This is a genomic window from Microbacterium sp. GXF6406 (assembly GCF_054798215.1).
This window is the reverse complement of the sequence record NZ_JBSJZH010000004.1, coordinates 37,127-59,230: the sequence shown is the minus strand read 5'-3', so window position 1 is coordinate 59,230 and position 22,104 is coordinate 37,127. Positions and strand designations below refer to the sequence as shown.

22 protein-coding genes and 1 pseudogene are annotated in these 22,104 nt (G+C 67.9%); 7 read left to right on the top strand and 16 right to left on the bottom strand.

Annotation, left to right across the window (positions count from 1 at the left end; genetic code table 11):
- Positions 1 to 56 precede the first annotated feature (56 nt).
- Positions 57 to 1,838 (top strand): aspartate--tRNA ligase, encoded by a 1,782-nt coding sequence (gene aspS, locus ACWAUG_RS04045; protein ID WP_460801416.1) that lies wholly within the window; start codon positions 57 to 59, stop codon positions 1,836 to 1,838.
- A 122-nt stretch (positions 1,839 to 1,960) separates the two neighbouring features.
- On the top strand, positions 1,961 to 2,473 hold the full coding sequence (locus ACWAUG_RS04040; protein WP_460801415.1) for a GNAT family N-acetyltransferase: 513 nt from the start codon (positions 1,961 to 1,963) through the stop codon (positions 2,471 to 2,473).
- Here the strand turns inward: ACWAUG_RS04040 and ACWAUG_RS04035 are convergent.
- The 10 genes and pseudogenes from ACWAUG_RS04035 to ACWAUG_RS03990 all read right to left on the bottom strand — a co-directional run bounded on the left by ACWAUG_RS04035 (position 2,451) and on the right by ACWAUG_RS03990 (position 7,747).
- Positions 2,451 to 3,293, bottom strand: a pseudogene (locus tag ACWAUG_RS04035) (sulfite exporter TauE/SafE family protein). The gene ACWAUG_RS04040 and the pseudogene ACWAUG_RS04035 sit on opposite strands and share 23 nt — an antisense overlap.
- Before the next feature lie 40 nt (positions 3,294 to 3,333).
- Positions 3,334 to 4,089, bottom strand: coding sequence for an amino acid ABC transporter ATP-binding protein (locus tag ACWAUG_RS04030; protein WP_460801413.1), 756 nt, complete (start codon positions 4,087 to 4,089; stop codon positions 3,334 to 3,336).
- A complete protein-coding gene (locus ACWAUG_RS04025) occupies positions 4,089 to 4,880 on the bottom strand; it encodes an amino acid ABC transporter permease (protein WP_460801412.1) in 792 nt (263 codons plus the stop codon). The genes ACWAUG_RS04030 and ACWAUG_RS04025 overlap by 1 nt, the downstream gene beginning before the upstream one ends.
- A gap of 22 nt (positions 4,881 to 4,902) precedes the next feature.
- On the bottom strand, positions 4,903 to 5,712 hold the full coding sequence (locus ACWAUG_RS04020) for a transporter substrate-binding domain-containing protein (protein WP_460801410.1): 810 nt from the start codon (positions 5,710 to 5,712) through the stop codon (positions 4,903 to 4,905).
- Between the two features lie 137 nt (positions 5,713 to 5,849).
- Positions 5,850 to 6,152: a Dabb family protein gene (locus ACWAUG_RS04015; RefSeq protein ID WP_460801409.1), complete on the bottom strand. Its 303-nt coding sequence runs from the start codon at positions 6,150 to 6,152 to the stop codon at positions 5,850 to 5,852.
- Positions 6,149 to 6,406: a glutaredoxin family protein gene (locus ACWAUG_RS04010; RefSeq protein ID WP_460801408.1), complete on the bottom strand. Its 258-nt coding sequence runs from the start codon at positions 6,404 to 6,406 to the stop codon at positions 6,149 to 6,151. The genes ACWAUG_RS04015 and ACWAUG_RS04010 overlap by 4 nt, the downstream gene beginning before the upstream one ends.
- Complete coding sequence (locus ACWAUG_RS04005; protein WP_460801406.1) at positions 6,403 to 6,705, bottom strand: rhodanese-like domain-containing protein; 303 nt, start codon at positions 6,703 to 6,705, stop codon at positions 6,403 to 6,405. The genes ACWAUG_RS04010 and ACWAUG_RS04005 overlap by 4 nt, the downstream gene beginning before the upstream one ends.
- A 79-nt stretch (positions 6,706 to 6,784) precedes the next feature.
- Positions 6,785 to 6,883, bottom strand: coding sequence for a 30S ribosomal protein bS22 (locus ACWAUG_RS04000; protein WP_003792170.1), 99 nt, complete (start codon positions 6,881 to 6,883; stop codon positions 6,785 to 6,787).
- Between the two features lie 135 nt (positions 6,884 to 7,018).
- Positions 7,019 to 7,210 carry a helix-turn-helix domain-containing protein gene (locus ACWAUG_RS03995; protein WP_460801405.1) on the bottom strand — a complete coding sequence of 64 codons (192 nt, stop codon included), beginning with the start codon at positions 7,208 to 7,210 and terminating at the stop codon, positions 7,019 to 7,021.
- Positions 7,211 to 7,330: 120 nt separating this feature from the next.
- A complete protein-coding gene (locus ACWAUG_RS03990; protein ID WP_460801404.1) occupies positions 7,331 to 7,747 on the bottom strand; it encodes an ArsR/SmtB family transcription factor in 417 nt (138 codons plus the stop codon).
- Between the two features lie 95 nt (positions 7,748 to 7,842).
- Here ACWAUG_RS03990 and ACWAUG_RS03985 point away from each other — a divergent pair, with 95 nt between their 5' ends.
- Together ACWAUG_RS03985 and ACWAUG_RS03980 are read left to right on the top strand one after the other, a co-directional pair.
- Positions 7,843 to 9,273: a TrkH family potassium uptake protein gene (locus ACWAUG_RS03985; RefSeq protein WP_460801402.1), complete on the top strand. Its 1,431-nt coding sequence runs from the start codon at positions 7,843 to 7,845 to the stop codon at positions 9,271 to 9,273.
- Positions 9,266 to 9,937, top strand: coding sequence for a potassium channel family protein (locus ACWAUG_RS03980; RefSeq protein ID WP_298037387.1), 672 nt, complete (start codon positions 9,266 to 9,268; stop codon positions 9,935 to 9,937). The genes ACWAUG_RS03985 and ACWAUG_RS03980 overlap by 8 nt, the downstream gene beginning before the upstream one ends.
- Before the next feature lie 15 nt (positions 9,938 to 9,952).
- On the opposite strand, the gene proC is transcribed toward ACWAUG_RS03980, so the two are convergent.
- Positions 9,953 to 10,792 carry a pyrroline-5-carboxylate reductase gene (gene proC / locus ACWAUG_RS03975; RefSeq protein ID WP_460801400.1) on the bottom strand — a complete coding sequence of 280 codons (840 nt, stop codon included), beginning with the start codon at positions 10,790 to 10,792 and terminating at the stop codon, positions 9,953 to 9,955.
- A 77-nt stretch (positions 10,793 to 10,869) separates the two neighbouring features.
- On the opposite strand from proC, the gene ACWAUG_RS03970 reads away from it, so the two are divergent.
- Positions 10,870 to 11,178, top strand: a complete 309-nt coding sequence (locus ACWAUG_RS03970) for a cation diffusion facilitator family transporter (RefSeq protein ID WP_298037383.1) — start codon at positions 10,870 to 10,872, stop codon at positions 11,176 to 11,178.
- An 18-nt stretch (positions 11,179 to 11,196) separates the two neighbouring features.
- Here ACWAUG_RS03970 and tadA read toward each other — a convergent pair whose 3' ends face one another.
- Positions 11,197 to 11,649: a tRNA adenosine(34) deaminase TadA gene (gene tadA / locus ACWAUG_RS03965; RefSeq protein ID WP_298037381.1), complete on the bottom strand. Its 453-nt coding sequence runs from the start codon at positions 11,647 to 11,649 to the stop codon at positions 11,197 to 11,199.
- An 81-nt stretch (positions 11,650 to 11,730) separates the two neighbouring features.
- On the opposite strand from tadA, the gene upp reads away from it, so the two are divergent.
- The gene (gene upp / locus ACWAUG_RS03960; protein ID WP_298037376.1) at positions 11,731 to 12,363 is read left to right on the top strand and encodes a uracil phosphoribosyltransferase; all 633 of its coding nucleotides are present in this window, start codon (positions 11,731 to 11,733) and stop codon (positions 12,361 to 12,363) included.
- Between the two features lie 91 nt (positions 12,364 to 12,454).
- On the opposite strand, the gene ACWAUG_RS03955 is transcribed toward upp, so the two are convergent.
- Both ACWAUG_RS03955 and nadE read right to left on the bottom strand, forming a co-directional pair.
- The gene (locus tag ACWAUG_RS03955; RefSeq protein WP_460801399.1) at positions 12,455 to 15,928 is read right to left on the bottom strand and encodes a TM0106 family RecB-like putative nuclease; all 3,474 of its coding nucleotides are present in this window, start codon (positions 15,926 to 15,928) and stop codon (positions 12,455 to 12,457) included.
- 71 nt (positions 15,929 to 15,999) lie between these two features.
- Positions 16,000 to 16,818, bottom strand: a complete 819-nt coding sequence (gene nadE, locus ACWAUG_RS03950; protein ID WP_460801397.1) for an ammonia-dependent NAD(+) synthetase — start codon at positions 16,816 to 16,818, stop codon at positions 16,000 to 16,002.
- Between the two features lie 118 nt (positions 16,819 to 16,936).
- On the opposite strand from nadE, the gene ACWAUG_RS03945 reads away from it, so the two are divergent.
- Positions 16,937 to 17,890: an aldo/keto reductase gene (locus tag ACWAUG_RS03945; protein ID WP_298037369.1), complete on the top strand. Its 954-nt coding sequence runs from the start codon at positions 16,937 to 16,939 to the stop codon at positions 17,888 to 17,890.
- Positions 17,891 to 17,923: 33 nt separating this feature from the next.
- Here the strand turns inward: ACWAUG_RS03945 and ACWAUG_RS03940 are convergent, their stop codons facing one another.
- Together ACWAUG_RS03940 and ACWAUG_RS03935 are read right to left on the bottom strand one after the other, a co-directional pair.
- The gene (locus ACWAUG_RS03940) at positions 17,924 to 20,920 is read right to left on the bottom strand and encodes an AAA family ATPase (protein WP_460801395.1); all 2,997 of its coding nucleotides are present in this window, start codon (positions 20,918 to 20,920) and stop codon (positions 17,924 to 17,926) included.
- On the bottom strand, positions 20,920 to 22,074 hold the full coding sequence (locus tag ACWAUG_RS03935) for an exonuclease SbcCD subunit D (protein ID WP_460801393.1): 1,155 nt from the start codon (positions 22,072 to 22,074) through the stop codon (positions 20,920 to 20,922). The genes ACWAUG_RS03940 and ACWAUG_RS03935 overlap by 1 nt, the downstream gene beginning before the upstream one ends.
- Positions 22,075 to 22,104: the final 30 nt, after the last annotated feature.

The following is a 22,104-nucleotide window of genomic DNA, read 5'->3' as shown; positions in this document are numbered from 1 at the left end:
TCGGCGCGCCCCCGTAGAATGGGCGAGTTCCCTTTTCTGAACTGGAGGAATCTTCCGTGCTTCGCTCTCACACGACTGGCTCCCTGGATGCCTCGAACATCGGTCAGACCGTCACCCTTACGGGTTGGGTCGATCGTCGTCGTGATCACGGAGGAGTCGCGTTCATTGATCTCCGCGATGCTTCGGGTATCGCGCAGGTGGTCATCCGCGACGAAGAGAGTGCGCATCCGCTGCGCAGCGAGTTCGTTCTGAAGGTCACCGGCGAGGTCTCGCGCCGCCCGGACGGCAACGAGAACCCCAACCTGCCGACCGGTGAGGTCGAGGTCATTGCGACAACGGTCGAGATTCTCAACGAGTCCGCCCCGCTGCCGTTCCAGGTCTCCACTGGCCTCGGCGACTCCGAAACAGCAGGCGAGGATGTGCGGTTCAAGCACCGCTATCTTGACCTGCGACGCCCGGCCGCAGCATCCGCTCTTCGTCTGCGCTCCAAGGTCTACAAGGCGATCCGCGACGAGCTCGACAAGCGCGACTTCATCGAGGTAGAGACCCCGACGCTGACCCGTTCGACGCCCGAAGGCGCCCGCGACTTCGTCGTGCCTGCACGCCTGCACCCCGGCAGCTGGTACGCCCTGCCGCAGAGCCCGCAGCTGTTCAAGCAGTTACTCATGGTCGGCGGTGTCGAGAAGTATTACCAGATCGCCCGCTGCTACCGCGATGAGGACTTCCGCGCAGACCGCCAGCCGGAGTTCACACAGCTCGACATCGAGATGAGCTTCGTCGAGCAGCAGGACGTCATCGAGATGATGGAATCTCTCATCGTCGCGATGTGGAAGACGATCGACGTCGACGTGCAGACGCCACTGCCGCGCATCACCTACGCCGACGCGATGGCCAAGTACGGCTCCGACAAGCCCGACCTGCGCTTCGGACTCGAACTCGTCGAGGCGACCGAGTACTTCTCGGAGACCACTTTCCGGGTCTTCCAGTCCGACTACGTCGGTGCGGTGCTCATGCCCGGCGGCGCATCGCAGCCGCGCAAGCAGCTGGATGCCTGGCAGGACTGGGCCAAGCAGCGCGGGGCACGCGGCCTCGCCTACGTCCTCTTCAACGAAGACGGCACACTCGGCGGTCCCGTCGCCAAGAACCTGTCCGAGACGGAGCAGGCGGGACTCGCCGCCCTGACCGGCGCGGAGGCCGGCGACTGCGTGTTCTTCGCCGCCGGCTCCGCCAAGGAGTCGCGTGCACTGCTCGGCGCCGCCCGCGTCGAGATCGGCCGTCGCCTGGGTCTGCTCGACCCCGACACGTTCGCCTTCACCTGGGTGGTCGACGCGCCGATGTTCGAGCCCGCCGCGGATGCTGTCGCATCCGGTGACGTCGCCGTCGGCGCCGGCGCATGGACCGCCGTGCACCACGCGTTCACCGGCCCGAAGCCGGAGTTCCAGGACACCTTCGACACCGACCCCGGTTCGGCTCTCGCCTACGCCTACGACATCGTGTGCAACGGCACCGAGCTCGGCGGCGGCTCGATCCGCATCCACCGCGAGGACGTGCAGAAGCGCGTCTTCGAGGTCATGGGCATCTCGGACGAGGTCGCTCAGGAGCAGTTCGGCTTCCTGCTCGACGCGTTCAAGTTCGGCGCCCCGCCGCACGGTGGAATCGCGCTCGGCATGGACCGCGTGCTGCAGCACCTGACGAAGACCGACTCGATCCGCGAGGTCATCGCGTTCCCGAAGACCGGCAACGGCTTCGACCCGCTGACCAGCGCACCCGCCCCCATCACGGATGCGCAGCGCGCCGAGGCCGGCGTCGACTTCGTCCCGGAGGACGACGAGGCCTGAGCCGACGCTCGTTCGCCGAGCCCCCGTTTTAACGTCGAGCCCCCGTCTTACCTGCGCAGGTAAGACGGGGGCTCGACGCGTAGACGGGGGCTCGACAGCGCAGACTCGGGGATGATGGGGAGATGCTCGCATCCCTGCCTCTGCCGTACTCGTTCGACAGCCGTGCCGGGTCGGTGCTCCTGCGCCGAGCGACCGCGGCAGACGGCGATGCGCTCATCGCCCTGATGTCGGACGACCCGATCAGCGCGAGTCGTGGAGATGTGGCATCCATCGATGACCGTCCCGCGTACCTCGAGGCCCTCGACGCCGTCCTCGCCGAACCGTCGAACGATCTGCTCGTCACCGAGCTCGACGGCGCCGTCGTCGGCACGCTGCAGCTGACGTCGATCCCCGGCATGGCCCGGCGCGGCGCCCGGCGCCTGCTCGTGGAGGCCGTGCGTGTGCGCAGCGATCTGCGCTCGGCGGGGATCGGTTCGGCGGTCATGCGCTGGGTGACGGATGCCGCGGCCCCCGCACTCGACGCGCAGATGGTGCAGCTGACATCGGATGCCGCCCGCACCGACGCGCATCGTTTCTACGAGCGCCTCGGGTTCACGGCATCCCATGTGGGTTTCAAGTACCACCTGCCGCGCTGACGCGATCCAGCGCGACGGCGATGTTCTCGTTCCAGACGTCGAAGCCGAGCTTGACGATGAGACCTGCCACGACGACGAGGAATACCACGCGGATGAACTTCGTGCCGCGGGAGATCGCCATGCGCGACCCGAGATAGCTGCCGGCGACGTTCGCCACGGCGAGGATCCCGCCGAGCAGCCACAGCACGGAGCCGTGCGGAATGAACAGCAGGAGCGCCCCGGCGTTGGTGGCGAGGTTGACGATCTTCGCCTTCGCACTGGCCTGCAGGAAGTCGTAGCCGAGCAGCGCGACGAGCGCGATCACGAGGAACGTGCCCGTTCCCGGCCCGATCATGCCGTCGTAGAAGCCGATCACGAGACCGGTGGCACCGGCCATGATGTGATGCCGCTTGCCCTGGAAGCGCAGCATGGTGGATGCCCCGAGCTGCGGTTTGAATGCGGTGAACAGTGCGACGGCGATGAGTGCGACGACGATGATCGGCTTGAACGCCGACGCCGGCAGGATGATCGCGACTCCGGCCCCCGAGAACGAGCCCACCAGGGCGATCAGGGCCATCGGGATCGCCGTACGGATATCGGGTTTCGCCCGCCGATAGTACGTGACGCTGCTGGTCGCGGTGCCGAACACCGAGGCGAGCTAGTTCGTCGCGAGCGCCTGCACCGGAGCGATGCCCGGGATGAGAAGCAGAGCGGGCAGCTGCAGCAGCCCTCCCCCGCCGACGACCGCGTCGATCCAGCCGGCCGCGAACGCCGCGACGACGACGAACACGAGCATGCCCCACGTGAGCTGCTCGAGCCCGAGCACGGCGCCGATTTCCATCAAGTACAGGATGTCAGATCAGGCGCGCTGGCCCGGACCCTCAGAGCACGCGTGCCAGGAAGTCCTGGGTGCGCGGATGCTGCGGGTTGGACAGCACCTCATGGGGCGCCCCCTCTTCGACGATGACACCGCCGTCCATGAAGATCAGGCGACTACCGACCTCACGCGCGAAGCCCATCTCGTGCGTGACGACGAGCATCGTCATCCCCTCGTCGGCGAGTGTGCGCATCACCTGCAGCACCTCGCCGACGAGCTCCGGGTCCAATGCCGAGGTCGGCTCGTCGAACAGCATCATGTCGGGGTTCATGCACAGGGCTCTCGCGATCGCGACGCGCTGCTGCTGTCCTCCGGACAGATGTCCGGGAAAAGCATCCGCCTTCTCGGCGAGCCCCACGCGCGCCAGCATCTCGTGCGCGATCCGCTCCGCCTCGGCCTTGCCGCGTCTCTTCACCCGCCGCTGCGCCATCGTGAGGTTGCCGAGGACCGTCATGTGCGGGAAGAGGTTGAACTGCTGAAAGACCATGCCGATGCGCTGCCGCACCCGGTCGATATCGGTGTCCTCGTCGGTGATGTCGACGCCCTCGATGAGCACCTGACCGCTCGTGGGCTGCTCGAGCAGGTTCACCGAGCGCAGCAGCGTCGATTTGCCCGAACCGGACGGCCCGATCACGCACACGACCTCGCCGGCCGCGACCGTCAGGTCGATGCCCGTGAGCACCTCGTTATCGCCGAAGGTCTTCACCAGCGCACGCACCTCGATCGCGGGGGCGTTGAGGTCGATCTGGGCGGTCGTCATCATCTCTCCTTCGCCATGCGTCGTTCGAGCCACGCCACGAAGCGCGTGAGCGGGATCGTCACGACCAGATACAGCAGCGCGGCCATCACGAACGGCGTCGCGCTGGCGTTCTGGGTGAGCCCATCGCGGGCGAAGGTCGTCAGCTCCTTCGTCAGCAGCGTCGTGCCCGCCATGAACATGAGCGAGGTGTCCTTGAGCAGCAGCACGAACTCGTTCGTCATCGGCGGGATGATGATGCGGAAGCCCTGCGGCAGCACGACCCAGAACATCGTCTTCATCGGCGACATCCCCAGCGACCGGGACGCCTCGGTCTGCCCTTTCGGAACCGCCTGGATGCCGGCACGGATCGTTTCGGCCATATAGGCGGATGCCACGCACACGAGTCCGAGGAGCCCGGCGCCCACGGAGCCGCCGGGGATGCGCACGTTGAGGGCGATCGGCAGCATGTACGCGAAGGCGAAGATCGTCATCAGCGCCGGCAGGCCCCGGAACAGTTCGATCCATGCGGTCGACACCCACCGGAACGGCCCCACCTCGGACAGCTTCATCAGCGCCAGGACGATGCCGAGCACCAGCCCGCCGAAGAATGCGACCAGCGTGAACAGGATGGTGTTCTTGAGCGCGATCGTGATGATGCCCGGGAACATCTTCGCCGCGACCTCGGGGTTCGCGAACTGGTGCGCCACCTTCGGCCAGTCGGTACTGAGCACCGCCCAGATGAGGATCGCCGCCAGGACCACATAGGTGCCGACGTGGTAGATCTGACTCTTGGTTCTCTTTCGAAGCGCCATCTCGCGCTCTCCGCCCGCAGCCTCAGTTCGCGGTGAAGTAGGCGTCGTAGATCGTGTCGTACTCGCCCGAATCGCGCAGGTCCTGCAGCGCCGCGTTCACCGCCTCGCGCAGCTCGACCTTCTCCCCCTTCGCGAACGCGAAGCCGTACTGCTCATCGGTGTCGTACTCCTCGACGATCACGTAACCGCTGTCGGCATTCTCGTGTTCGAGGTTGACGGGCTGGTCCTGCAGGATCGCGTCGATCTGCTTCGCCTGGATCGCCGGCCACAGCTCACCGTCGGAGGGGAACTGCACCAGCGTCGCACCGGCGGCGTTCTCGGTCGCGTAGATCTCGCCCGTCGTGCCCTGCTGCACGCCGACCCGCTTGCCGTCGAGATCATCGATGCCCGTGATGTCGCTGCCGGTGGGCACGAGCAACGACTGCAGCGAGTCGTAGTACGGGTCGGAGAAGTCGATGTTCGCCTTGCGCTCCTCGGTGATCGTCATCGCCGAACCGCCGAGGTCGCAGTTTCCGGCCACCAGTGCCGTTCCGGATTGCAGGGCGTCGAAGTTGGTGACGACGATCGCGAGCTCGAGATCGAGGCTCTGGGAGATCGCGTCGAGCAGGTCGACGTCGAAGCCGGTGTAGCCGGTGCCGTTGTCGCCGCCCTCGAATTCGAAGGGCGGATAGGGGATGTCGGAGCAGACGGTGAGCACACCGGTCTTGACGAGACCGTATTCATCACCGGCGCTCGCGGATGTGTCATCCGTTCCGGATGCGCAACCGGCGAGGGCCAGGGCTGCGGTGGAGACAAGGGCGAGACCGAACAGGGTGTCACGACGACGGGACATTATCGCTCCAGGAACGAGCGGGGCGACGATGCCCCGCAGGCGAATGTTTCGCCCATCCTGACACGGAATCGACCGGATGTCTCGGGTCGGACTATTACAGTCCGGTTACACCGCATTCACTGAAATGCGGCCGACGGTCAGACTTCGAAGTCGACCGCCACGCGCGAGGCGACCACGCTCTTGATGTAGGCGCCGGCTTCGACGTGCGCCGGGTGCACCTGGTACTGCTCGAGCGCCTCGATGGAGTCGAAATCGGCGACGAGCGTGACATCCCAGTTCGCATCGGCGTAGAGCATGTTCGCGCCCGCCGAGATCGATGCGATCTGCGGCACGACTCCGTCGAGGGCGTTCAGCCGCCGCGCGATCTCCGCAGCCTGAGCACCGCGCTCGGCAGCATCCTCGCTCGCGAGCTTCCAGGTGACCACGTGTCGAATCGTCATGCCTTCTCCAGACTTTCGCGCAGATGCTCCGGCGATACCCGCCATTGCGAATGAAATTCGTCATCGATCAGCACAACGGGGATCTTCTCCCACCACAGCGCGTGCAGCGCCGCATCGTCGTCGATCGATCGCTCGACGATCTCGATGTCGCCGCCGACGTCATCGGGCAGCTCGGCCACGACCTGCTCGACGATGCCGAGCGCCGTCGGGCACAGATGGCAGCCGGGTTTGCCGATGACGGTGATCGTCGTCACGCCGACGGAACCTCGACCGGGTGCCCCAGAGCGATCCACTCGCCTGTTCCGCCCTCGATGTTCGTGGCGTCGTGCCCCTGCGCCTCGAGCGCCTGCACGACGCGCGCGGAGCGCCCGCCGGCCTGGCAGATGACGTCGAAGGGCTCGGACGGCAGCTCGTCGAGACGGTTGCCGATCTCGGACATCGGAATGTTCACGGCGCCGGGAACGTGACCGGCGGTGAACTCATCCTTCTCTCGCACGTCGATGAGCGGCGTGCCGTCGCGCTGGATGAGCTCGGCGATGGTGATCGACTTCATGGCGTCCTTCTCTGCTCGGAGGTCGGCACAGACACGAAGCGCCCGTCCGGGGACAGGCGCTTGGTGTCTTTTTGCCGCTTTACTTCTTGTTACGGCGCTGGTGGCGAGTCTTACGAAGCAGCTTGCGGTGCTTCTTCTTCGCCATGCGCTTGCGGCGCTTCTTGATGACAGAACCCACGGAAACCTCACTAAGTCAGTGGCAGGGCGTCGCAGGAAGTCGGACACCCGGGATCGGGCATGGAAAATGCCTCGGATTAGTTTAGCAAACCCCGAACGGTGCAAAGTGCACGTTCGCGATCTCGGCCGAGACGGATCAGCCGACGTCGGAGATCGGCTTGTGCAGAGCGTCGGCGACAGCGGATTCCGGAACCCGGTAGCTGCGCCCGAAACGGATCGCGGGCAACTCCCCGGAATGCACCAGCCGGTAGACGGTCATCTTCGATACGCGCATGATCTCCGCGACCTCGGCAACCGTCAAGAACCGGACGTCAGGTACTTCAGGCATCCCCATACCTCTCTCTGCTGAAGCACACTCTATGGGGTTGTTGGGACAGCTGTAAACCCATGCGACGAATGTGATTCCTGTGACCCCTGAGAAGTCACGGGCGCAGGAGAAGCCGGTCGATCAGGCTCCGAGGCGCTTGAGCGCCGTGGTGACGACGTGCTTCGCGGATGCCGCGGCACGGCCCACGACCTCGGCGGCATGCGTCGCGCTCTCCGGCAGCGGAGCGAACGAGAAGTCGATGTCGGGGGCGTCGTCGCCGAACGCGTCGACGAGGAAAGGCACGAGCCAGTCATCGATGGCCTCGAGCGGGCCGACCTCGATGCTGTAGAAACGACGCTGGCCGTCTTCGCGGACGCTGACCAGCTCGGCCTCGCGCAGGACCTTGAGGTGCTTCGAGACGGTGGGCTGACTGGCGCCCAGTTCACTGACGATCTGGGAGACGCTCGTGCCGCCTTCGCCGTCACTCGACCGCCGCAGGAGGAGCTGGAGGATGTCGCGCCTCGTGCCGTCTGCGATCACGTCGAAAATGTCGGTCATGGCTTCAGGCTAGTCGCCCTCGGGCCGGAGTACCATGACGGAGGCCCGCCGGGCGTTCCCGGCGAGCCGTGGCAGACGGGTGGGAGAGGGGCGACGTGTCCGGCATCGGCTCCTCCGTGTCCTCCCGGATCGGTCTGCGCGCGATCTGGCACAGCGTCCGACGCATCGTCACCTCGTCGCCGTCCCGCTTCGCGATCCTCATCTTCGCGACGCTGATCCTCGTCTTCACGGCGCTGTTCTCCCTGCCGATCGCCTCGGCCGCGGGAGAGGCGACGCACATCAGCGATGCACTGTTCACCGCGGTGTCCACGATCTGCGTCACCGGACTCGCGACCGTCGACATGGCGACGCACTGGTCGCCCTTCGGACATGTGCTCATCTTCCTCGGGGTGAACATCGGCGGCATGGGCGTGCTGACCCTCGCGTCCGTCCTGGGACTCGTGATCTCGAAGAAGCTGGGTCTGCGAGCGAAACTGCTCGCCGCCGGCGACAGCAACCCGCTTCGCGCGCACGGCGGCGTCGTCAACGAGGGTCAGACGGTGCGCCTCGGCGAGGTCGGGCAGTTGCTGAAGACGGTCGCCCTGTCGCTGATCGTCATCGAGCTCGTCGTGGCCGGCTTGCTCTACCCGGGGCTCGTCATGGCCGGCATCCCCCCGTTGGCGGCCCTCTGGGAGGCTCCGTACTACGCGGCGATGGCGTTCACGAACACCGGTTTCGCCCCGAACGCGACGGGTGTCGTGGAATTCATCGACGACTACTTCGTGCTCGCCGTCCTGATGATCGGGGTGTTCCTCGGCAGCATCGGCTTCCCCGTCATCTACACGCTCGCCAAGCACCACTGGCACGTGAAGCGCTGGTCGTTGCACTCGAAGCTCACGCTCATCACCACGTCGCTGCTGCTCGTCGCCGGCGCCGCCGTGCTGATCGTCCTCGAGTACAACAACCCCCGTTCCTTCGGATCGATGGACGCCGGCGACACCGTCTTCCAGTCGTTCTTCCTGTCCACGATGACCCGCTCCGGAGGCTTCAGCGTCATCGAGATCGACGACCTCAACGGCTCGTCGACCCTGGCGATATCCATGCTCATGTTCGTCGGCGGCGGGTCCGCCTCCACCGCCGGCGGAATCAAGGTGACGACCCTCGCCGTCCTCGCCATCGCCGTCTGGTCGGAGGCGCGCGGGCGCCAGTCCGTGCAGGCCTTCGGCCGTCGCATCCCGAGCGACGTGCAGCGCGTCGCCCTCAGCGTCGTCGCGTGGGGCGCCACGATCGTCGCCCTGTCGACGATCATCATCACGCAGATAACGAAGGCGGAGGTCGAGCACGTGCTCTTCGACGTGATCTCGGCGTTCGGCACCGTCGGCCTCACCACCGGGCTCACCGAGTCGCTCCCGGATCCTGCCGTGTACGTCATGGCCGTCACGATCTTCATGGGGCGCGTTGGTACAGTGACACTCGCCGCGGCGATCGCCGCGACGACGCGAACGCAGCTCTACTCGCTGCCCGTCGAAAGGCCGATCGTTGGTTGATGTCCTCCGGGGCGACGCCCCCGTCCTCGTCATCGGACTCGGACGCTTCGGCGCGGCCTGCGCGGGCGAGCTCGACCGTCTCGACCGTGAGGTCCTGGCGATGGACGAGAACCTCGAACTCGTGCAGAAATGGTCGGACCGCGTCACCCACACCGTGCAGGGCGATGCCCGCAACATCGACGCGCTCAAGCAGATCGGCGCCCAGGACTTCCAGGTCGCCGTCGTCGCCGTGGGCTCCCTCATCGAGGCTTCCGTGCTCATCACGGCGAACCTCGTCGACCTGAAGGTCCCCCAGATCTGGGCCAAGGCCGTGTCGCAGTCGCACGGCAAGATCCTTGCCCGCGTCGGCGCGAACCACGTCATCTACCCCGAGCGCGAGGCCGGCGAGCGCGTCGCGCACCTCGTCAGCGGCCGGATGCTGGACTTCATCCGCTTCGACGACGACTTCGTGCTCGCGAAGATGTACCCGCCGAAGTTCATCCGCGGAGTCGGTCTGAACGAATCGGGGGTGCGCTCGAAGTACAAGGTGACCGTCGTGGGTGTGAAGAGCCCGGGCAAGCCCTTCCGCTATGCCGAGGCCGACACGGTCGTCACCAACCACGACCTCATCATCGTGTCGGGCACCAACGGCGATATCGAGCGCTTCGCGGGTCTCGCCCGCTGAGCGTCGCCGCGCGGATCACTTCCCGGCGGCGATCTCCTTCGCCCGTGCGAGAGCCGCATCCGTCGCCTCGGCGAACACCTGATCGAGCTTCGCGTCCTGGAGCACGGCGACCGCACGTTCGGTCGTGCCCTTCTGGCTCGTCACGCGTCGGCGCAGCTCCGCCGGTTCGTCATCGGATGCTGCCAGCAGCGCCGTCGCCCCGATGAAGGTCTGCTCGGCCATGAGCCGGGCATCCGCCTCGCTGAAGCCCTTGCCGATCGCGGCCTTGGTGAGCTCCTCGATGAGCAGGAACACGTACGCGGGACCGGACCCGGAGATCGTCGACAGTGCATCGATCTGACCCTCGGGAACCTCGATCACGGCGCCGACGAGCTCGAAGAGGCGGCGCACGACTGCGAGATCATCCTCGGATGCTGCCGCACCGCGCGCCAGGCCGGTGACGCCCTTGCCGACGGTCGACGGAGTGTTCGGCATCGAGCGGATGACGCTCACGCGATCGCCGAGAATCGTGGAGAACGTGTCGAGGGTGATGCCGGCGGCGAGGCTCACCACGATGGCGTCCTCGCGCAGCACGGGCGCGATCTCGCGCAGCAGATCGGGGACCATGGCCGGTTTGACCCCCACGAAGACCACCCGTGCGGATGCCGCGGCCTCGGTGTTCCCCGCGGGCTCATGCTCGAGGGCGATGGCGCGCACACCGCCGAGCTCGGCGAGTGCCGCAGCCTTCTCCGGAGTCCGATTGGTGGCGATGATGCCGCCGTCGGTCGGCAGGCCCGAGGCGACGACGCCGTGCAGGATCGCGCCCCCCATCGAACCGGCACCGAGGAACGCGAGCGAGGGAAGCGAATCAGCCATGCGGACATCCTATGCGGGGCATCCGAATCCGCCCCGGCTTCCGTGCACTCGCGCACCCTGCGAACTAGACTCGCGGCATGAGCGCACCGACCGATAAGAAGACCCTCGACCTCATCATGGATGCCATCATCGGGTGCGCCGACGTCGAGAAGCTCATCAATCTGAAGACCCTGCCCACCGATGACGGTCTCGTCGTCGCCGCGAAGGTGGCCCTGCCGGGCGATCGCACCGTGCGCGAGGTCGCCGACCGGATCGATGAGATCGAGACCGGGATCCGCGCCACGGTGCCGGGCGTGCGCTCGGTCTACATCCAGCCCGACATCTACCGGCCGTCGCTCGACCCCGAGCCCTCGACCGACGTCTTCGTCCTCAAGTCCGAGGACTGACGCTCGGGCGGCGCCGGCTCAGCGCCGCTGCTCGAAGAAGTCCCGCAGCACGGCGATCGCGGCATCCGGAGCCACTCCTCCGACGACCTCCGCCCGATACGGCAGCCGCCGATCGCGCAGCACGTCGTACATGGAACCGGCAGCACCTGCCTTGTCATCCCAGGCGCCGAACACGACGCGACCGATGCGGGACTGCAGGATCGCACCGGCGCACATCACGCACGGCTCCAGCGTGACGACGAGCGTGTGACCCTCGAGGTTCCACGAACCGATCCGTGCGGCTGCGGCGCGAAGCGCCACGATCTCCGCGTGACCGGTCGGGTCGTGCGTCTCCTCGCGGGTGTTACGGCCCTCGGCGATGATCACGCCGTCCCCGTCGAGCACGACGGCTCCGACGGGCACTTCTCCGGCATCGGACGCCTCCCGAGCGAGCGCGAGCGCGCGCAGCATCCCCTCGTCATCACCAGCCATGACTCGAGCGTATCCGCCGCGCCGCCCGTTCCTGAGAGAAGTTCCTCCGTTTCCCGAGGGCGGGCGCATTATCCTAAGAGCATGCGTGTTCACGTCGCCGACCACCCCCTCATCACCCACAAGCTCTCGGTGCTGCGCGACCAGCGCACCCCGTCGCCTGTCTTCCGCCAGCTGACCGAAGAACTCGTCACGCTGCTCGCCTACGAGGCGACGCGCAACGTCAAGGTCACCCCGATCGAGATCACCACCCCGGTCACCACGACCATGGGTGTCAAGATCTCCGAGCCGCGACCGATCGTCGTCCCCATCCTGCGCGCCGGCCTCGGCATGCTCGAAGGCCTCGTGAAGCTTCTGCCGACCGCCGAGGTGGGCTTCCTCGGCATGGTCCGCGACGAGACGACCTACGAGCCGATGACTTACGCCGAGCGTCTCCCCGACGACCTCAGCGACCGTCAGTGCTTCGCCATCGACCCGATGCTCGCCACCGGCGGCTCGCTGGCCGCGGCGATCCAGTTCTTCTTCGACCGCGGGGCCAAGGACGTCACGGCGATCTGCCTTCTCGGCACTCCCGAGGGTCTGAAGGCCATCGAGGACCTCGTCGGCGACCGCGATGTCACGATCGTGCTCGGCGCCCTCGACGAGGGTCTCGACGAGAACCGGTACATCGTTCCGGGACTCGGCGACGCCGGCGACCGCCTCTACGGCACCGTCTGATCCCACGGCGCGAATTCCTCGGGCTTTCTCTTCCCGTTGGCGCTGCAGATCCTTCTGCAGCGCCAACGTCGTTCTCGGGGCGGACTCCCGATCAGTCGCGGTCGGCGCCGACGAGACGGGCGAAAGCGCTGAGCCGGGCCACGCCATCAGCCGTATAGGGCAGGTCGTCGAGCAGTGCCGGCGAGTGGACGAGATAGGCGGCGACCTGAGCCCGCGAGATCGCAACGTTCAACCGGTTCTGCAACAGCAGGAACTCCGGCCCGCGCGGCGCGTCTCGACCGCTCGAGGCCGCGAGCGTCGTGATGGACACCGCCGCCTCTTTGCCCTGGAAGTTGTCGACCGTTCCGACCGGGACCCCGGAGAGCCCGGCCGCGGCGAGCGCATCGATCACCAGCTGCTTCTGCGCGTTGTACGGGGCGACGACGATGATGTCTTCTTCGACGAGCGGGCGCACGGGGGTCACCGGGTCGATATCGCTGAAGGAGAGCCCGAGCAGTTCACGCACGAGCCGCACGACTTCGGCGGCCTCCTCCGGTGACTCAGTGGCATTTCCGCGGTGCCGGACGGGCACGACGTGCAGGCCCGGTTCGATGCCCTCGATCGCACGACGCTCGGTCCCGGGCGCCGAGGCGAGCTGGCCCGCATAGGACAGGCGGGACACCGGCTCGGCGACGGCCGGATGCATGCGCCAACTGCGGGGAAGGAAATAACCGTGCTCGGGGCGCACGACGGCCTCGCCGTTCATGACCCACCCGAGCGCAGAGGTGTCGACGGGTTCCGGATGTGCGCCCTGGCTCACCTGCGGCAACTGCTGCGGATCTCCCAGCAGCAGCAGGTTCTTCGCCCCGGCGGCGACGGCGATCGTCGATGCGAGCGAGAACTGCCCCGCCTCATCGACCACGATGAGATCGAGACCGCGCCGATCCACGCGGCTGATGTTGCTGAAGTCCCACGCCGTTCCGCCGACGACGACGCCCTGCCCCGCGCGCTCGCGCAGGAATGACGCCATGCCCGACTTCGGGATGACAGTGTAGGCGGGGTCTGCGTTGCGATCCTTCGGCGCCTTCGCGACCTGGCCCGCGGGCACCCCCGCTTCGATCACGCGTTCGAGGAGGGTCTCGATGATCGTGTGCGACTGCGCGACGACGCCGATGCGGAAGCCGTGCTCCCGGACGAGTCGGGCGATGACGTGCGAACCGGTGTAGGTCTTGCCCGTTCCGGGAGGCCCCTGCACGGCGAGGTAACTGTGGTCGAGATCGCGCACGGCCCGCACGATCGCGTCGATCGTGTCATCCCCCGCCTCGGGGATGCCTCGACCGGAGAGTGTTCGGGGCTCGAGGCGGCGCAGGATGTCGGTGGCCGCGTCGCGCGGGAATCCGGGTGTCGCCGCGTGCAGGGCATCCGCCCACTCGTCGATCGCCCCCTGCAACGAAACCACGCGCGGCGGTGCGGCGGGAGTCAGCGCGATCGGCAACTCGTCCCAGGTCTGGCCGCCCACCGCCGACTCGACGATCAGGTAGCCGTCGTCGAGCACCTCGGAGACCGCCACCACGCGTGGCACGTGCACGGCCCGCGACACCGTCTCGGCGTCGAAGGGGGCGGGGCTCGGATACAGCGCGAACGGCTGCGCACCCTCGCCGAGCGTCGTCCCCGGGGAGACCTCGCCCCGAACCTCGATCTCACGCGACATGACGCGGCGCCCCTCCTCGACGCTCCAGTCACGCCGCAGCGTCGAGGAGCCCGCGTCGATGTGCACGACATCGCGGGTCTGGTCCCACATCGCCACGGGCTCGCGCAGACGCTGGAAGTGTCCGACCCAGAATGCCTTCGCCTCGCGCGGGTAGTAGTCCAGAGCCGCAGCGGCGACTCGATGCGCCTCACCCGTCCCCCCGGATTCGACATCGCTCTCGGCGTCGGCGAGCAGCGCGACGGAACGCTGCGACGGCTCGTACACGAACTCTTCGTTCTGGTCGGGCGGCGCCGGCACGACTCCGGACTTCTGCGCGAGTTCGATCAGCCAGTTGCGCAACCGTCTCGTCGACACGCAGTCGTATCGGTTGTAGTCGGCCAGGTCGTCGAGGACGGACTGTGCCTCCGCCGGCTCCCCCGCTGCGAGAAGCTCGCGTGCGGCGACATACTGAACGATCGAATCGTCGCCCTTCTGCACGTCGCTCGTACGCACATCGGCGCCCATGTACAGGGGCTCGAGCTTCTTGATCGAGTACGACCGCGACCCCACACGGACGGTGCGCAGCACGAGCGGATAGAGATCGACGAAGACCCCCTCGCGCAGGAGCCGGTCGACCTCGCCCTCACGAACGCCGTAGCGCGCCGCCATAGCGACCAGATGCGCGGTCTCGTAGGGCGCGTAGTGGTAGATGTGCATGTCGGGGTGCGCCGCACGGCGTGCAGCGATGAAGTCGAGGAACGTCTCGAGAGCGCGGAGCTCCTCGTCGAAGGAGTGGGCCCACAGCGGCGTGTACTGATCGGCGTTGTCGACCCAGCCGAAGAGATAGTCGATGCCCCACTGCGGCGGCCGTTCCGCGGTCTGCTCGGTGTACAGCGGGTCGCCCTCGAAATCGAAGAAGATGTCGCCGTGGCTCGGTCGCGGCAGTGTGTGGATGGCCCCCGGGTGGTAGACCTCGAAGGTCGGCTCGTCACCGCTCTCGGCCTGCAGCTGCAGCCGGGCCTGTGCGCGCAGCGCCGCGAAGACATCGGCGTTCATGCCGCGCGGCGCCACCTCGGCGACGGCGAGATCGTCGATCGTGCGGATGCCCGCCGCTCGCAGACGCGTGCGCTGGACGAGCCGCATACGGGCGACCATCAGAAGATCGCGCGCCGCGTCGACCTGCTCGGTGCACGTCGCGCAGCGGCCACACGCCATGACGGAGAGGTCGCCGCGGTCATCGCCCCACGCGAGAGGCGCGCCGGCTGCCCCCGCGGGGACATCGCGGTCGGCGATCAGGGCGCGCAGGCGTGCGCGACGGACGTGAAAGAGCGGGAGGAGATCGTCGACCCGGTGCGTCGAGGTCGTTCCGTCGCCGAGAAGCAGATCGACCTCGTCGGAGCGCGGGATGCCGAGCCCGTCGAGCTGGTCGACATATGCCGCCAACTGCATGAGAGCGGTCACCCGCGCCGTGCGGGCGAGCTTCGAGTCCTGCACACGCCAACGTCCGTCGTCATCGCGCAGCAGGAAGTCGGCGAAGCCGACGAACTCGTCGGTCGAGAAGGCTGCCTGGAACACGAGTCGCGCGTCGGAGCGCAGAGCAGCGATCGTCTCGTCGACGACGGCGCGCAGAGCGGCAGGATCCGCCGACGACACCTTCGAGACCTCGAGCACGGCATCGGCGCCGAGGCTCTCGCGATAGGCGGCGAGCACCCGCCCCTCATGCCGGTCGCCGAGACGCGCCGCCCGCTCGAGCGTCGCGTCCTCGGGTTCGTCGACGACGGGCACGCGCCCGAGCTTCGCATCGATCGCCCGGGCCCAGGCGAACTCGCATTCGGCCGCCGCCTTCAGGTCGCTGGCGCTGAAGATGACGCGCTGCGCCACAGAGTCGATCCGCATGTTTCGAGCGTAGCGGCGGGCTCGGACATCGGCCCGGCAGGGCCGACTCCACGCCCTGCCGGCTCAGCCGCTCAGCGCCACCAGGTGTCGGCCGGGGCCACCGGCAGGTGGCGCTTGTGCTCGCTGCGCAGATACTTCTCCTCGATGCGGGCCGCAGCATCGGCATCCACCGGCTTGCCCTCGAGGTAATCGTCGATCTGCTCGTAGGCGAGGCCCAACTCGTCCTCGTCCGAGCGACCGGGCCGGTCGTCGAGCAGGTCGGCGGTGGGCACCTTCAGCCACAGACGGTCGGGGGCGTCGAGCGCTCGCAGCAGCTCCTTGCCCTGACGCTTGGTGAGACCGGCGAGCGGCAGGACATCCGCTGCGCCGTCGCCGAACTTCGTGTAGAAGCCGGTGACCGCTTCGGCTGCGTGATCCGTGCCGATCACCAGATGACCGTCGTGGCCGGCCAGCGCGTACTGCGTCACCATGCGGATGCGAGCCTTGATGTTGCCTCGGTTGAAGTCCGAGATGGATGCTCCGGCGGCCCGCTCGATATCGCTCTCGACGCCGTCGACTCCGCCCTCGATGTTCACCTCGACCAGCCGATCAGGGGCGATGAACTCGACCGCGGCCGTCGCATCATCCGCGTCGTGCTGCACCCTGTACGGCAGCCGCACGGCGATGAAGTCCGCGTCTCCCCCGCCCGCTCTCACGCGCTCGACGGCGAGCTGTGCGAGACGGCCGGCGAGCGTCGAGTCCTGTCCTCCGGAGATGCCGAGGACGAATCCTCGGGCACCCGTGCGGTCGAGGTAGTCGACGAGGAACTGCACACGGCGTTCGATCTCGTCTGCCGCATCGATGTCGGCGTTCACGCCGAGGGCCTGGGCGATCTCCTGCTGAAGCGTCATGCCTCCAGTATTACCGTCTCGTGTTACCGACCGATGACACGGTTGACAAAGCGGGGGAATAGTGTGGCGCACACCAGCGCTGCCCCTCGTGACACGTCCTCCATCGAAAGCGAGCATCATGACCCTCCTCGGCACCAGCGACCTCGACGTCTTCCCCCTCGCACTCGGTGGGAACGTGTTCGGCTGGACGGCGGACCGCGACGCGTCCTTCGCGATCCTCGACGCCTACGTCGACGGCGGAGGAAACTTCATCGACACCGCCGACTCCTACAGCCACTGGGTCCCCGGGCACAGCGGCGGCGAGAGCGAGCGGATCATCGGCGAGTGGCTCGCTGCCCGCAGGCCGTCCGGCGTGACGGTCGCGACGAAGGTCAGCCAGCACCCCGAGTTCCCGGGCCTGTCGGCCGGGAACGTGCGCGCCGCGGCCGAAGCCTCGTTGAAGCGGCTCGGCGCCGACACGATCGATCTGTACTACGCGCACTTCGATGACCCGGCCACGCCGCTCGAGGAGACCGTCGCCGCCTTCGGCGCGCTCGTCGCGGACGGACTCGTGCGCCACATCGCCGTGTCGAACTATTCCGCCGACCGCATCCGTGCGTGGATCTCGCTCGCCGACGAACTCGGCGTCGCACGGCCCATCGCCATTCAGCCCCATTACAACCTCGTGCACCGCAACGATGTCGAGGCCGAGATCATCCCCCTCGCCGAGGAGCGCGGCCTGGGCCTCGTGCCCTATTTCGCCCTCGCCGCCGGATTCCTCACCGGGAAGTACCGGTCGACGGATGCCGCGGCCGTGGATACTCCGCGTGCAGCCGGTGCCGCGAAATACGCCACGGAGCACGGATTGCGCGTCGTCGGCGAGCTCGAGCGGATCGCCGACGAGCACGGGACGTCGATCCCCGCGGTGGCACTGGCCTGGCTGCGCGCTCAGCCGACCGTGATCGCCCCGATCGCGAGCGCGTCACGGGTCGACCAGGTCGCCGGTCTCCTGAACGGGGCACGCCTGCAGCTGTCGGATGAAGACCTGACCGTGCTGCGCAGCGTGTCGGATTGGAGCCCCGCAGCCGACTGACGCCGGTACCGGTGAGGGATGCCGCGGCATCCCTCACCGAATGATGCTGGGTCCCAGCTCGCTCTGAGCGACGACGATCTGCGCGGGGATCTGTTCCTGCATGCTCTCCACGTGGCTGATGACGCCGACCGTGCGGCCGCCGCTGCGCAACTCATCGAGCGTGCGCATCGCGACCTCGAGCGTGTCGGCGTCGAGGGATCCGAATCCTTCGTCGATGAACAGGGTATCGAGCTGAATCCCGCCGGCGCGGGCCGTGACGACTTCGGCGAGACCGAGCGCGAGCGCCAGCGAGCTGAGGAAGGTCTCTCCGCCGGAGAGCGATTGCGCCGGACGCTCCTGCCCCGTGAACGCGTCGTAGACGACGATGCCGAGCCCGGATGCTGCTCCGCGTGCCGCGAGCGCATCGGAGTGACGCAGCTGGTAGCGGCCCGTGGACATGTCGCTGAGACGGCGGTTGGCCGCGCGGACGATCTCTTCGAGCTCTGCGGCGAGCACGAAGGTCTCCAACGCCATCTTGTGCGTGTTCGGACCGCGCCCCGCGATCGTGTCGGCGAGTCCGCGCAGCACCTCGAACTCCTCGTGCTCGCGCGCGCTCTCAGCATGCGCCGCGTCGGCCGCCGCGATCAAATCGCGAAGCTGCTCCGCGATGCTCTCGGCACGTGCCGCTGCGTCGAGCGCCGTCGTCCAGGCATCACGCGCGTCCGTCTGAGCCTGCAGAATCCCCGTGAGGTCGATCTCCTCATCAGGCAGGGCGCGCTCGTCGAGCGCGTGCAGGCGTTCGCGCTGCGTCTCGCGCTGCACGGTGTGCGCCGTGATCCGCTCATCCAACTCCTGCTGTTCGACGCTGCTGCGCAGCGCCTGGCGCACGGCGTCCGCACTGGCGAAGTCGGAGGCCGCCAGAGCGATCTCGAGGGCCTCAGCGGCTTCGACAGCGGCCTTCTTCGACCGTTGCACCTCGCGCAGAGCCCCGGCGAGGGCCCGAGCGGCGCTGATGCGAGTGCTCACGATGTCGAGCCGCTCCGCGACCGACGCGAACCCACCGAGCGCTTCGGCGATCGTCTGCTCGGCGTCGGCATGGCGCTGTTGCGTCAGCGCCCGTGCCTCTCTCGCCGCCGTCAGGGCGTCGACGAGCGCGGCGCGGTCGTGCTCGAGTTCCTCGGTGCGGGCGATGACTCGAGCCAGCTCATCATCGGTCTCGGCCAGGAGGCCGACAGCGCTCTGCGCGACATTCAGTGCGGCGCTCAGCTCTTCCAGCTCGACGGCCGCCGACTGCGGGGTGCGCCCATCGGCGACCGCGAGGCGCGCGGCATGATCGCTCCGCGACGTCGAGAGCCGGTCGAGAGCGACGCGCTCAGCCCGAGCGGCCTCATCGCGGGCGTTCTCGGCCGCGTCGATGTCCGTCTGCGAGACGGGGTCGCTGTGCTCGGCGGGCGCCGGATGCTCTCGGGACCCGCACACGGCGCAGGGCTCGTCGGGGAGGAGGGACGCTGCCAGTTCACCGGCGTATCCCTCGAGCCGCCGACGGCGCAGAAGGGCGAGGGCGCTCTGCGCCGCGGCTAGGGTCTCGCCGGCATCGACGACGGAGCGTTCTGCGGCTTCTGCTTCGGCACCAAGCTTCTCGGCTTCGAGCGCCGCATCGCGGCGAGCAGTCGCGACGGATACTTCTCGCCGACGCTCATCGAGTCGATCGGCTGCGCGGCGGGCGTCGTCTCGCTGCACGGTGAGCGCCGCGATGCGTTCGGGAAGCCCCGCACGTTCGGCGTCGTGGGCCTCGAGCCGAGCGAACGCGGAGTCGATCTGCTTCTGCACGGCCTCGATTTCAGCGGCGCGGGCGGAGGCCGCCTTCTCGAGATCGGCCGCGCGCTGCCACGTGCCGCTCTGCGTCGTGCGTCGATCCGCGTAGCCCTCGAGCCGAGCGGGGTCGTTCTCGTGCGTGTCGAGGTCGTCATCGCCGCAGCTCCCGTCATCACGCTGCCAGGCCTCGCGGGCCGCGGCCTCGTCCTGGAGCGTCCGCTCGCTCTCGCGCTCCGCGCGCTGTGCCGCGTCGAGCACAGCGCGAAGCGCCTCGGCCTCACGCGCGCGCTTCAGGTTCGACCGGGCGAGGACGACTTCCGGCTCCGCCGCGTCGAGCCGGGCGATGATCGCACGGACCTCTTCGCGCTCCTGCTGCGCGGCGCGCACCTCACGGGCCCGCGCCACCGCGGCTTCTGCCGCGTTCAACCGCACTGATTCCTCATCGCGCCCACTCGCCGTGCGCACGACCCGATCATCGGCGCGCTGCTGCGCTGCTCGGAGACCGTCGAGCCGTTGCGGGGCCGGTTGCGCGCTGTCGGAGGGCTCGTGCCCGCCCCACAGATCGGCGTTCGTGACGAGTCGCTCGGCCTGGGCAAGGCCCGCTTCGATGGTCGCCGTGCGCCCCGTCAACGCGTTCTCGGCTTCGCGCCGACGCGCCTCGAATCGCGCCTGCACGTCATCGAAGCGTTCGGTTCCGAAGAGCTTGCGCAGCAAGGACTGCCGCTCTTTGCTGTCGGCGAGCAGGAACCGCGCGAAGCGGTTCTGGGCGAGCAGGATCACCTGGAGGAACTGCTCACGGCTCAGCTGCAGAATGCCGTCGAGCTCTCCGGCGACGTCGACGGCCCGCGCGGCCAGACCGACCCACGCGTCGTCGATCCATTGTTCGAGGGCGACGGCGGGCGCCTGCTTGGTCATGCCGCCGCCGCGTTTGGCCGGGCGCAGGTACTCCGGCGAACGGGTGACCCGGAATCGGCCGGCAGCCGTGCTGAACTCCACGACCACCTCGCTGACGTGCTCGGGAGCGCAGTGATCGCTGCGCAGCCGCTTGTCGCCGCTCTCATAGCGCGGAACACCGCCGTAGAGGCCGAAGCACACGGCGTCGAGGATGCTCGATTTACCGGCGCCGGTGCGCCCGGCGATGAGGAAGATGCCGTCGTCCGCGAAACGATCGAAGTCGACCGTCTGCCGGTCGAGGAAAGGCCCGAATCCCTGGATGTCGAGACGGTGCAGACGCATCAGGCCACCGCCTCGGCCGCGACGCGCTCATCGAGCACATCGCCGATGAGCTCGCTCTCGCGATCGCTGGGCCCCTCGCCGCCGCGCACGTGCCCCAGGAACGCCTCGATGCGCTCGGCGTCCGTCGCCGCCGTGCTCAGCCGCATCGCGTAGGAGCGCTCGTCCTGGGCCGCGGTGACGGCAGGGGCGTGCTGCACCATCGCGCAGAAGGGGAAGCGTTCCTTGAGCCGGCGCATCGGCTCGGTCTGCGGCAGAGTGTCGGTGTACACCGCGCACACCCAATCGTCGACGTGCTCGCGGATGTTCTCCTCGGAGAGGATCTCGTCCAGCGGTGCGGTCAGCGTCACGAGTCGACGGGGCACTGGAAGCGGCAGCCACCGCGCCTGGAGCTCTCCGGACGGGCCGAGGTCGATGAGCCAGGACCCTCGCTCCTTGTGCTGTTCGCCGAAGCTGTAGTGCAGGGGCGCGCCCGCATATCGGACCCGTTCGGTGAGTTTCTGCCGCCCGTGGATATGGCCGAGGGCTACATAGTCAAGCCCGTCGAAGACGCTGAGCGGCACGACGTCGAGACCGCCCTGACGCACCTCGCGCTCGAGTCCGTCAGTCGCTTCGACCCCGGCGGCGAAGCAGTGCGCGATCGCCACCGAGCGCCGCGGGTTTTCCTCCATCGCCTCACGCACGAGCCCCATGGCGTGAGCCATCGTCTGCGCCTGCGAGCGCAGCGGCGCGTCCGGCCAGTGACGACGAACGATCGCGGGCTCGAGATAGGGGATGCCGTAGAAGTGCACGGCGCCATCGGCATCGTCGACCACGATCGGATCGCCGATCGCCAGCGGATCGGTCAGCACATGGATGCCGTCGCGCAGCAGTCGCGCCTGGAACCCGAGCCGTGCGGCAGAATCGTGATTGCCGCTCGTGACGATCACGCGTGCGCCCGCCTCGTGGAGCCCGACCAGCGTGTCGCCGAGCAGCGTGTAGGCCGGCCCTGCCGGCGTCGCCGAGTCGAACACATCGCCCGCGACGATCACGACATCGACGTGGTTCTCACGCACCTGCTCGACCATCGCCGACAGCACCTCGCCGAGCGCGACGAGCGTGGAATGACCGTGGAAGGTTCGACCGATGTGCCAATCGGAGGTGTGCAGGATTCGCATACTCACACGCTACGCAGGACCACCGACATC